Annotated in this window: 10 protein-coding genes and 1 pseudogene; 2 read left to right on the forward strand and 9 right to left on the reverse strand. The window is 55.2% G+C overall.

Features of this window, described 5'->3' with window-relative positions; all coding sequences use genetic code 11:
• Window positions 1-201: 201 nt before the first annotated feature.
• The 5 genes from ACR0BZ_RS19280 to ACR0BZ_RS19300 are packed head-to-tail and all read right to left on the reverse strand — an operon-like array spanning window position 202 to window position 4,216.
• Window positions 202-603, reverse strand: a complete 402-nt coding sequence (locus ACR0BZ_RS19280) for a hypothetical protein (RefSeq protein WP_480921030.1) — start codon at window positions 601-603, stop codon at window positions 202-204.
• On the reverse strand, window positions 600-1,313 hold the full coding sequence (locus ACR0BZ_RS19285) for an ABC transporter ATP-binding protein (RefSeq protein ID WP_480921031.1): 714 nt from the start codon (window positions 1,311-1,313) through the stop codon (window positions 600-602). Before ACR0BZ_RS19285 ends, ACR0BZ_RS19280 begins: the two co-directional genes overlap by 4 nt.
• Window positions 1,314-1,317: 4 nt before the next feature.
• Window positions 1,318-2,454 carry an ABC transporter permease gene (locus ACR0BZ_RS19290; protein WP_480921032.1) on the reverse strand — a complete coding sequence of 379 codons (1,137 nt, stop codon included), beginning with the start codon at window positions 2,452-2,454 and terminating at the stop codon, window positions 1,318-1,320.
• Window positions 2,451-3,605 (reverse strand): efflux RND transporter periplasmic adaptor subunit, encoded by a 1,155-nt coding sequence (locus ACR0BZ_RS19295; protein ID WP_480921033.1) that lies wholly within the window; start codon window positions 3,603-3,605, stop codon window positions 2,451-2,453. Before ACR0BZ_RS19295 ends, ACR0BZ_RS19290 begins: the two co-directional genes overlap by 4 nt.
• Window positions 3,602-4,216: a TetR/AcrR family transcriptional regulator gene (locus ACR0BZ_RS19300; protein WP_480540084.1), complete on the reverse strand. Its 615-nt coding sequence runs from the start codon at window positions 4,214-4,216 to the stop codon at window positions 3,602-3,604. Before ACR0BZ_RS19300 ends, ACR0BZ_RS19295 begins: the two co-directional genes overlap by 4 nt.
• Window positions 4,217-4,537: 321 nt before the next feature.
• Here ACR0BZ_RS19300 and ACR0BZ_RS19305 point away from each other — a divergent pair.
• Window positions 4,538-4,820: pseudogene (locus ACR0BZ_RS19305) on the forward strand (transposase); the annotation flags it as partial.
• Window positions 4,821-4,920: 100 nt separating this feature from the next.
• Here the strand turns inward: ACR0BZ_RS19305 and ACR0BZ_RS19310 are convergent.
• The 4 genes from ACR0BZ_RS19310 to ACR0BZ_RS19325 are packed head-to-tail and all read right to left on the reverse strand — an operon-like array spanning window position 4,921 to window position 8,811.
• The gene (locus ACR0BZ_RS19310; protein WP_480921034.1) at window positions 4,921-5,958 is read right to left on the reverse strand and encodes an extracellular solute-binding protein; all 1,038 of its coding nucleotides are present in this window, start codon (window positions 5,956-5,958) and stop codon (window positions 4,921-4,923) included.
• Between the two features lie 19 nt (window positions 5,959-5,977).
• Complete coding sequence (locus tag ACR0BZ_RS19315; protein WP_480921035.1) at window positions 5,978-6,787, reverse strand: ABC transporter permease; 810 nt, start codon at window positions 6,785-6,787, stop codon at window positions 5,978-5,980.
• 3 nt (window positions 6,788-6,790) lie between these two features.
• A complete protein-coding gene (locus ACR0BZ_RS19320; protein ID WP_480560807.1) occupies window positions 6,791-7,720 on the reverse strand; it encodes an ABC transporter permease in 930 nt (309 codons plus the stop codon).
• Complete coding sequence (locus tag ACR0BZ_RS19325; protein ID WP_480921036.1) at window positions 7,720-8,811, reverse strand: ABC transporter ATP-binding protein; 1,092 nt, start codon at window positions 8,809-8,811, stop codon at window positions 7,720-7,722. Before ACR0BZ_RS19325 ends, ACR0BZ_RS19320 begins: the two co-directional genes overlap by 1 nt.
• A 248-nt stretch (window positions 8,812-9,059) precedes the next feature.
• Here ACR0BZ_RS19325 and ACR0BZ_RS19330 point away from each other — a divergent pair, with 248 nt between their 5' ends.
• The gene (locus ACR0BZ_RS19330) at window positions 9,060-10,463 is read left to right on the forward strand and encodes an aspartate ammonia-lyase (protein ID WP_480921037.1); all 1,404 of its coding nucleotides are present in this window, start codon (window positions 9,060-9,062) and stop codon (window positions 10,461-10,463) included.
• The last annotated feature ends 195 nt before the right edge of the window (window positions 10,464-10,658 follow it).

Below are 10,658 nucleotides of genomic sequence, written 5' to 3' on the forward strand. Positions count from 1 at the left end.
CCGTTATCACCGCCTCGAGGCAACTAACGCCTGGAATGCTGCCACTCGAGCCGCTTGAATCCCGACCATCAGCATTCCCTCGTCGACCGGAAGTTAACGTGACAATACCCGCGTACATCCTGATGCATAAGCAACTCCTTTGCCCCCGAAATAGGAGGTTAAAGGAAATGTCCCGCGAGTAACGGCATATCTACAGGCGAGTCATTCTGCTCGCCAGATATGCACCCAAGCCACAGCGGAAATGGCTAACCAGACACCCGTGCGCAAGGTCATCGCGCCGACGGTGCGCATCTCATAGGCGTTGCCTTGCAGCACATGAGCGCCGAAGGCCAGAAAAACCAGAACGGTGGCAACCAGAATGACTGTTGATAGCCAGGCCGCTGACCGGTGCCGAAGAAACAGTCCAATGCCGGCCACGACATAGGCGAATCCTGCCAGAAAGTTGAACCACAGCACGAAGGGCACTGCATTACCAACGGCGGCGCGTGCTTCATCGCCACCAAACAAGGCCCGTCCGCCTGAGAAAACAGTCAACGCGCCGAACACTATTGCCACGCTTGCCGCTATGTTCAGGGCGCGGTTGCCAGTGGTTGCATTTTTCATGTCGCGCCCCCTTCCGTTCCATCAAGTCGGCCGTCGCGTAAGTGGAACAGCTTGTCGAACCGGTCGTAGATCTTTTCATCATGCGTCACAGCGATGATGCAGGCGTCTTGCTCAGCTGCGAGCTTGCGCATCAGGTCCATCACGATCCCGGCCCTCTGGCTGTCAAGCGCCGCAGTTGGTTCATCTGCCAGAATGATGCGCGGGCTGTTGGCAAGGGCGCGTGCGATGGCCACGCGCTGCGCCTCACCTCCGGACAGAAGCGCGGGCATCGCATCCCTGCGGTGACCGACCTCCAGATAGTCCAGCAGTTCGACAGCGCGCCTTTGCGCCTCGACCGTCGATTTTCCAGCCAGTTTCAGCACCAGAGCAACGTTATCTTTGGCATCGAGAAATGGCAGAAGATTATGGAACTGAAAGATAAACCCGATCTTGTCGAGCCGTAGCTTACGCAAATCGTTTCGCAGCCATTGCTTGTTGTAAACCACCTCATTGTCCAGCGTAACCTTCCCCGTACTCGGAGCAATGATGCAGCCAATGACATTCAGAAGCGTCGTTTTGCCCGATCCAGACGGGCCGAGTAGTGCCACCACTTCGCCCGCCTCGACTGACAGATCAACACCCTTCAGTGCATCGACACGTGCACCGCCCTCGCCAAAGTGCTTTGAGACATTGGTAACATCTACAATAACGCGGCGCGGATCATTGAGCATGACGTCACCCTCCGATTGCCGTGGCCGGATCGACCTTGAGTGCTGCACGAACGCCAAGGCCGCTGGCGACGATGCAGACAATGAGGATGATCCCTGCCAGCGCGACGGCGTTGATCGGCTCCAACACAACCCGGCGGGGGAAGTAGTCTTTGACAAGCAGGATAAGGATCAGACCGAAACTCCAGCCGACCGCACCAAGTGCAATGGATTGCTGCACGATCAGCCCGATGATCGTGCGGTCGGGGGCGCCGATCAGTTTGAGTGTGGCGATCTGCTTTAGCTTTTCCATGGTCATCGTGTAGATAATCAATGCGATCACAACGGCTGAAACGGACAATAAGATGCCCAGAAACAAACCTATCTGCCGCTTTGCCCGATCCACCACAGACAATAGCAGAATAGACTCCTGATCGGCTTGTGTCAGGGCCCCAAGATGTTTCCATTGGCGCACCGACTGCGCCACTGCTTGCGGGTCTGCAAGCGGTTCAAGCCGTGCGATCACAGCCGCAACGCTGTCCTGACTTTCGAGCAACCCCGCGCCTCGTGCCTCCTGGACGCGTTGAGCCGACGGGGCCAGTTGCGTCTGTAGCACTTGCGCATCGCGCAAGGTGATAAACGCCGCCGGATCACCGGCGGAATTCATCGTATCCTCGACCAACCCGACCACAGTGAAAGGATCGCGGCCCAGTCGGATCACATCGCCGACGGACAGTCCGGATTTGGCATCTGCCACGATCTCGAAATGGGACTGGCTGATCCCACGCCCTACCGAGATTGCTTCGGGTCCACCGGGGTGACCTGGCTCGTATCCGATCACGTACAGGCGTAGCGTTTCGCCGCGAAAGGGCGCTTCGACGGTCTGGTATGTGATGCTGCCCGCTTCGGACACACCATGCAATCGCCCCACGGCATCACGGGTGCCGTCGGGAATTTTCGAGGCTTCTGCAAACGGTCCGCGTGTACCAGATTCAACAATCCAAAGATCTGCTCGCGGTGCTTTGACGATGTTCAGCGCGTCCGCAACCAGCCCATTGTAAATACCAATCATTGCCAGCACGACCGCCATCAGAAGGCTGAGGCCGAGGCAAGTCAGCATGAAGCGGAACAGATTGTGACGCACATCGCGGTAGGCGAGATTCATGGCGCATCCCTCTCGACGACCCGAACCATGCGTCCCTCGGACAGCCCTTTACCGGGTGTCAAGATGACCTGCGAGCCGTCGGGAATACCACCGACCAGTTCGACCCGCGCATCCTCGGTCCGGTGACCGAAGACTGCCGACACCTGATGCGCACGCCCATCCTGCGCGACCCATATAAGACCTTCATGCCCGTCAAAACCGGTTATTGCGATCTCGGGAACCAACATCGCATCGACCAGTTCTGTCACTGTGATCCAAACTTCGGCCTGTTCGCCAAGAAAAACCTGTTCCGGGCACCGATTGCATGCAATCCAGACCCGGCGTTCTTCGTTCACCCGGTCGCTTTCTATACCGATCCGCGCGATCTTGCCTGTGAAGACCTTATGCGGCAAAGACCGCAACCTCACTTCGGCAACTTGTCCGAGTTGCAGGGGCCCGGCCCTCGCTTCATCAATGTAGGTCAAAGCCCAAACAGTGTTCGGGTCCAAAAGGGTAAAGATTGGTTCACCAGCGACAACAACAGTACCTGCTTCGACGTGGCGCTCAACAACGACCGCGTCAAATGGCGCCCGCAACACATGATGATCAAGCAGCACACGCTCGTATTGCAGGGCTGCCTTGGCGTCACTGTGCATGGATTTGGCAACCTCAACATCACTTTCTGCTACGGCCAGATCAGCGGCTGCAACATCGACATCCCGCTGGGCTTCTTCTGCAGCCTGAGTCGAGACGGCATTGCGCCCGGCAAGTTCCTGCTGGCGCGCATTTGTCGACTGCCGTTGCGCAAGAATGGCACGCGCGCGGATCACATTTGCCTCAGCCTTGCCCAAAGTGGCCTCTGCGGCGGCAATCCCGGCTTTGGCGCGCGCGACTTTTGCTTGTTGTTCCGTCGGATGAAGCCGGGCAAGGACTTGCCCCGCTTTGATCGTATCACCACTGTCGACCGAAAGTTCTGTCAGCGTGGCACCAACTTCAAATCCGACATCTGAGACGATCCGGGCCTCGACCGTCCCCAGCCCATAAACACGAACAGGGACATTCTTTTCAATTGCGGCAGTGGAAACATTAACCGGGCGCTCTGTAAGGACAAGCCAGCCAAAGACGGCGAGGCCGACAGCAAGGGTAACACCGAAGATGATACGGCGGTTCATGGCGAAACCCCTGTACTTGCTATTCGGAATAGCCGCATCTGAGCGTCGAGCAATCGGTGCCCTTCGGATTCCAATGCGAAACCGCGTTTCCCTAGAGTCCAGCGGATCGCCAACCCTTGTACCAGTGAGATCAACAGTAGCGCTCCGTCTTCAGGCGGCAGGTTTGTGTCGAACAGGCCCGCTTTCTGTCCGTTGGTCAGCTCGATGGACAGCAATGCGACCAATTCAGTCATCAGCGTAAGAACAGCTTGCCGGAGATCGTCGTTTTCTACCTGTAGCTCGCGCGAGAAAAGAATAGACGGGATGGCCGGCATAGTCTCGATCTGGTGCAATTGAGCCAAAATCAGCGCTTTGATCCGCTCTGCCGGATCGGCAGATGTCCTAAGCGCGTCACCCCACGCGGTTCGGAGGCGTTCAGAAATCTCGTTAGCTACCGCCAACCATAAATCCTGTTTGGTCGCGAAGTGCCGGAAGATTGCGGGCTGCGTCAGCCCGACTGCATCAGCAACCGACTGTGTGGTCAGGCGATCAGGGCCCAACTCGTCCGCGAGGCGCAGCATGGCTTGTACGATCTCGGTCTTGCGTTCATCTGCGGGCTTGCGGGCGGGCATTCGAAACCATTATGTTAGTGAGTAATAACTAACTTATTAAGACGAGATACACTTGACGTCAAGCGCATCTGGATTTGATTACGTTATCAGGGTCGGAAGGGGGTATATGGCACCTTTTGGTAGCGAGAAGATCGACAGGTAAACGGTGGGCAGCACCCGATAACTGCGCGACACCTATAGTCAAACTTTGGGAATAACACGACATCAAGCCGCTTGAGCTCGTCGCTGACTTCAAACGCAACGCAGTCTCCTGTGAGGTTATTTCGCGTCAACGCCGCGTGTCATTTGGAAGGGCATGCCGGATTGCCGGAAAAGGCTTTGACCAAACAGATCGACGCAACCTACCTGAAGGCACATCGGACAGCGATCAGTTTGGGCGTAACAACTGGGGGCGTAGACGCCTGATTGATCGGACCAAGGGTGTCATGAACACAAAGCTGCACGCCGTCTGCGACAGTCAGGGGCGTCCGATCAACCTGTTCGCCACCGCTGGAAAGGTCAGCGCTTACATCGGGGCGAGGGCATTGCTAAGGACTCTACCAAATGTCGAGTGGCTTTCGGAAACCGATGCTATGATGCAGACTGGTTCAGAGAAGCTTTAAAATACTGCAGACTGTAACGCGTTTCATGGGGCTTTTCGTCTCAATAGGTTTGTTCGGCGGCGCTTTTAACAAAAGCGCCACCAAATCTTAGCTTACACCGACCTATTTCTTGAGATTGGTCCAGATCTGGTCATAGACAGCCTGAGTTTCCTCGTCGCAGACTTCGAGGAACACGCCTTGTCCCGCGCCCGCATGAGGGTTCTTTTCAGGCTGCGCTGCCAGTTCCGGATCAAGGAACTCGGTCACCCCATTAACGCCCGCGTTATACTGCGCATAGTTGGTCACTGCGGCAATGTTTTCCGGTTCCAGAAGGAAGTCCATGAATTTCAGGGCATTATCGCGGTTCGGCGCATCTTTCAGCAGAACAACATTGTCCATCCACGCCACGTAGCCCTGAGTAGGGAAGGCATATTCGACGTTGGCACCTTCTTCCCGAGCCTTTGCGGAAAAGCCGTCATAGATCTGACCGACTGCCGCATCACCGGACACCAGCACCTCTTTGGCGGTATCCGAGTTGAACGACACCCAGTGCTGTTTTGCGTTCTGAAGCATATCGTTCAGTGCCTTCAGTTGCTCACGATCGTTCGAACACTGCGGGATACCCAGGTGCAGCGAGGCCATGGCCATCACGTCACCTTGGCTGTCCAGCATGTTGATCTTGCCTGACAGTTCGGCGGGTGGGTTGAACAGGATGTCCGTAGTCTGAATGTCGCCACTGTATACATCGCGGTTCACCGCAAACGAGGTCGAGCCCCACTGATACGGGATCGAATGGGTGCGGCCCGGATCAAAACTTGGGTCGGCCCATTCGGCCGAGATGTTGCCCTTGTTGACCAACTCGCCCTCGGCGATGGTATCCAGCAGCCCTTCGCCAGCCATGATTTTAACCATATAATCGCCGGGCACTGCCACGTCATAGGTGCCGATGCCGCCTGCTTTCAACGTGGCCAGCATCGCTTCGTTCGAGTCGTAGGTGTCCATTGTCACGGCGATACCGGTTTGCTCGGTGAACTTGTCCAGCAGTTCCTGCGGTATGTATTCGAACCAGTGATAGACCACCAGTTCGCCCTCAGCGACGGCCGCATTGGCTGAAACTGCAAGGGCAAAAGCTGCAGCACTGGATTTCAGAAGATGTTTCATGGATTTGCTCCTTGTTGGGTTATTTTGTGTTGTCAGACTTGCTGACGAAATAGCTGATCGTAACCATGATGATCGATACGCTCAGCAACATGGTTGAAATCGCCATGATGTTTGGTTTGATGCCCTGCTTGACCGACCCGAAGATTGCGGTGGGCAATGTTTCGACACCCGCACCTTTGACGAAGTTGGTGATGATGAAGTCGTCAAGCGAGACGATGAAGGCCAGCAGAAAGCCCGAGATGATCCCCGGCATCATTAGCGGCAGCAAAATCTTGGTGAACGCCTGTCGTTTGGTGGCGTAAAGATCAAGCGCTGCCTGCTCGTAGCTGTCCTCGATCCCCTGCATCCGGGCTGAGATCGGCAGGTATGCAAAGGGAATGCAGAAAGAGATATGGGCGACCAGGATCGTTGTGTAGCCGCGGGTGAACCCGATCGAGTTGAAAAAGATCAGTGTGGCAGTAGCAAGCACGATTTCGGGGACCATGATCGGTAGAGAAATCAGCCCAAATGTTGCCGCGCGCAGCTTGAACTTGCCGCCTCGAACCATCGCTGTGGCAGCCAGCGTCGCAATTGTCGTTGCAATGGTGGCCGCGACAATCGCAATGGTAAAACTGTTGAACGCCGCAGCTTTGAATTTGGCGCTTTCAGGACCGGTAAACACATCGGTATACCAGCGCAGCGACAGACCTTCCCAGTTGGTGATCGATTGGGATGCGTTGAAGCTATAGATCGTCACGATGACCAGAGGGGCATATAGGATCACCAGACAAGCCAGAGTGACGGTTTTGAAGCCCTTGTAGGACTTGATGTTTTCATTCACCTGCGCCATGACTTACCCCTTCGCCTTGCTGGCTTTGGCCTGCTGACGGGCCGAGATCACCAGGATGATCAACACCATAGTCAGAAGGATCATCGAGGCGGCCGCACCAAACGGCCAATTCCCGGCGTTGCCCTTAAACTGTTCCTCGATCAAAGAACCGATCATGAAGTTCTTTGCACCGCCCAGCAGGTCAGGTGCTAGGAACGAACCCATAGAAGGCACGAAGACCAGAATACAGCCCGCCATCACACCCGGCTTCACAGCTGGCAACACGATCCGGCGCAGCGTTGTCATTTTGCTTGCATAGAGATCTGCAGCAGCTTCGCTCAGCGAGAAGTTATACCGCTCGACAGCTGCGTAGATCGGCAGAACCATGAAGGGCAAGTAGGAATAGAACAAACCCAACTGAACCGCGAAATTGGTGTTAACGATGGCGATCGGGCTGTCGATCAGGCCGATATTGATCAGAAAGTCGTTCAACGGCCCCTGATCCCTTAACAGGAATTTCATCGACACGGTGCGGATCAGCAGGTTTACCCAATAGGGAATTGTAATCAGGAAGACCCACAGCGGGCGTACGCTTTCCGGACGTGTCGCAATGAAATATGCGGTTGGAAAACCGATCACCAGACTCAGCAGTGTCGCCGCACCTGCTTGCCAGATCGACCGCCAGAAAATAGTGATATAGGTCCACTCGATCTTGGGAGGCTCGTCCCCGAAAAGACCGCGGTCAAAGAAGAACTGATCGTAAGCTGCAAGGCTGAATTCCCAGATCACGCCGCCCCGGAATTCCTTGGTCAGGAAGGAATAGACCAGCATCATCAGAACCGGGGCCAATACGAAGATTGTCAAAACCGTCCAGGCCGGAAGCAAAAGCCAGTTTCTGGCTTCTTTGTACGTGTCGGTTGTTGCGCTGCCGCCGCTTGCTGCACCTGCTGCCATCAGTCCACCAGGAGGCGACCCGCCCCCAGCTCCATGTTGACGAACATGTCCGTGCCAGGCTCAAAGATACGTTTGTTACCACGATCCGAGTTTGACGTGCGCACCACGAAATCCGGGCCATCCTGCAAATCAACGATTGTGCTGATATCGGTGCCGACAAAGATGTTTTCTTTGACGCGACCTTTCAGGCTTTCGGTTTCAACCGGTTTGTCGGACATGTAAAGACGCTCGGGCCGGATCGACATGTGCACCTTGGAGCCGGGATTGATCCCTTCGACCTGATCACAGGTCAGCTCGTGCCCGCCGCCCAGATGGCAGATCGCGCGCCCATTGCGGATCTCATCGACCGAGACCTCCAACAGGTTGGTTTCTCCGATGAAATCCGCCACAAACATGTTGCGTGGACGTTCATAGATATCGGTCGGCGTACCCAGCTGTTGCAGTTCGCCGGCGGACATTACCGCGATCCGGTCTGACATTGTCAGCGCTTCTTCCTGATCGTGCGTGACGAAGATGAAGGTAATCCCGGTCTCGCGCTGCAAATGTTTCAGTTCGATCTGCATCGCCTTGCGCAGCTTCAGGTCCAGCGCCGAGAGAGGTTCGTCCAGAAGTAATACCTTGGGCTGTGGAGCCAGCGCCCGAGCCAGCGCAACGCGTTGCTGCTGACCGCCCGAAAGCTGCGACGGCTTGCGGGCCGCAAATTGAGATAGTTGCACCAGTTCAAGCATCTCGCCCGCACGGCTGCGTGCTGCGCTCTTGGATTTGCCTCGCATCTCCAGGCCGAAAGCCACGTTTTCAAGAATAGTCATATGCGGAAACAGCGCATAGTTCTGGAAAACTGTGTTCACCGGTCGCTGGTTTGGCGGCAGGTTTTCAATCTCTTCTCCGTAAAGGTAGATTGCGCCTTCAGTGACGGATTCAAACCCCGCGATCATTCGTAAAAGGGTTGTCTTGCCGCACCCGGACGGGCCAAGCAACGTGAAGAATTCGTTATCGGCGATCGTGAGTGAGATTGTCTTCAACGCAGTAAAATCGCCATAGCGTTTCACGGCGCTCTGCACATCAATCGCATCTTTTGGGTTGTGTGGCAAAAGGAACCTCCCTTACGCGCATCTGCTTTTTTGAAACGATAGAAAAGCAGTGTTGAGGCGTTAAGAACTGTGTTCCTTAGCGTTCGTTAGCAAATACCTAACCCTTGGGTTCACCTTTTGATTTGTAGATATAACGCTCCTGCATGTTTGCTTTGTGACAAACTAACCAACGCTGTGGAAAGCCTGTCTTTTGATCGACCTGCTGGTTGAGCTAGTCGAAGTGGGCAAACACGGGGAAAATACTGTCTATGCAATCTAGAAGAAGTGAAGCGGATGCGATCGGGTCAATAGACCTGCCCATTGGGGTTCTGTACGGAAATCAGACCGAGCGTGCACGGCAGAACTTTCCGATCACCGGCGTGCCGTTGTCACATTTTTCCTGCATCGTCGTTGCCCTGGCCATGGTCAAACAGGCCGCCGCTCGGGCAAATTCCGAAATTGGTGGCATTGAGACGCAAAAGGCAAAAGCGATAGATGCAGCCTGCCAGGAAATCATCGACGGCAAGCATCACGAACACTTCGTGGTGGACATGATTCAGGGTGGCGCAGGAACTTCGACCAACATGAATGCCAATGAGGTCATTGCAAACCTCGCCCTAACAAAGCTGGGTTATGCCCCCGGAGAGTACGAGCATCTCCACCCCAATGACGATGTGAACCACGGTCAGTCCACAAATGACGTGTATCCGACTGCCGTCCGGCTTGCTGTGCTTTTTCATGTAGAGCCGCTTTGCGCCGCGTTAAAGGGGTTGCAATCTGCATTTGAAGATCGCGCCGGGGCCTTCGCCGACATCGTTAAGGTCGGTCGAACCCAATTGCAGGACGCAGTGCCCATGTCTCTGGGCGCCGAATTCAGAGCTTTTGCCGTCACCGTCGGTGAGGACATTGATCGAATCCGCGAAATTGGGCGATTTCTAACGGAAATCAATCTTGGTGGTACTGCAATTGGCACCGGTGTGAATGCCGAAGTCGGCTATGACACGCGCGCCGTTGCCCACCTGGCAGAGATTTCGGGCTTTGACCTCAAACACACCAGTGACCTGATCGTGGCCTCTTCCGACCTGGGAGGATTCGTCACCTTTTCGGGCATTCTCAAACGTCTGGCTGTAAAACTGTCGAAAATCTGTAATGACTTGCGGTTGCTGTCTTCTGGCCCGCGTGCCGGACTGGGCGAGATCACATTGCCTGCAGTACAGGCCGGGTCTTCCATAATGCCCGGCAAGGTCAACCCAGTCATCCCGGAAGTGGTCAACCAAATTTGCTATCAGACCATAGGAAACGATCTGGTAGTGACGATGGCCTCAGAAGCAGGTCAGCTGCAGCTGAATGCGATGGAGCCCGTCGTTGCCTACAATCTCCTGAAGTCGCTGAAGATTCTGATCAATGGTACGAAAGTCCTGACCGAGAAATGTGTTCTCGGTATCGAAGCGAACGCGGATCGCTGCAAGGATCTGCTGGATAACAGCCTAGTTCTTGCCACCGCACTTGTTCCGTATCTGGGGTACGATGCCACTGCGCGCGTTGCCAAACACGCTTTGGCCACCGGCGCATCAATCCGCGATGTTGTTATCGAAGAAGGGTTGGTCCCTGAGAGCGAATTGGACAAGATTCTATCGCCGGTGGCAATGCTCGACAGGGCGGTGCCCTCATGAACCGGTTCTATCTCTCTCGTATATAGCCATTAGCCCGCAACTTGTTGCCTGGTGCGAAGGGGTATCCGAGGCCCCTCTCGGAGAAAACTAAACGACGTATGAAAAGGAGAAAGCGCTACAATGAAGGTACTGGTACCTGTCAAACGCGTGATTGACTACAATGTGAAGGTCCGCGTGAAAGCGGACGGTAGCGGT

This window comes from Ruegeria sp. P8 (assembly GCF_056534665.1).

Bases quoted from the DNA above. Each gene is read 5' to 3' on its own strand.
- ACR0BZ_RS19280 (WP_480921030.1), bottom strand. From the start codon at position 603: ATGAAAAATGCAACCACTGGCAACCGCGCCCTGAACATAGCGGCAAGC.
- ACR0BZ_RS19285 (WP_480921031.1), bottom strand. From the start codon at position 1,313: ATGCTCAATGATCCGCGCCGCGTTATTGTAGATGTTACCAATGTCTCA.
- ACR0BZ_RS19290 (WP_480921032.1), bottom strand. From the start codon at position 2,454: ATGAATCTCGCCTACCGCGATGTGCGTCACAATCTGTTCCGCTTCATG.
- ACR0BZ_RS19295 (WP_480921033.1), bottom strand. From the start codon at position 3,605: ATGAACCGCCGTATCATCTTCGGTGTTACCCTTGCTGTCGGCCTCGCC.
- ACR0BZ_RS19300 (WP_480540084.1), bottom strand. From the start codon at position 4,216: ATGCCCGCCCGCAAGCCCGCAGATGAACGCAAGACCGAGATCGTACAA.
- ACR0BZ_RS19310 (WP_480921034.1), bottom strand. From the start codon at position 5,958: ATGAAACATCTTCTGAAATCCAGTGCTGCAGCTTTTGCCCTTGCAGTT.
- ACR0BZ_RS19315 (WP_480921035.1), bottom strand. From the start codon at position 6,787: ATGGCGCAGGTGAATGAAAACATCAAGTCCTACAAGGGCTTCAAAACC.
- ACR0BZ_RS19320 (WP_480560807.1), bottom strand. From the start codon at position 7,720: ATGGCAGCAGGTGCAGCAAGCGGCGGCAGCGCAACAACCGACACGTAC.
- ACR0BZ_RS19330 (WP_480921037.1), top strand. From the start codon at position 9,060: ATGCAATCTAGAAGAAGTGAAGCGGATGCGATCGGGTCAATAGACCTG.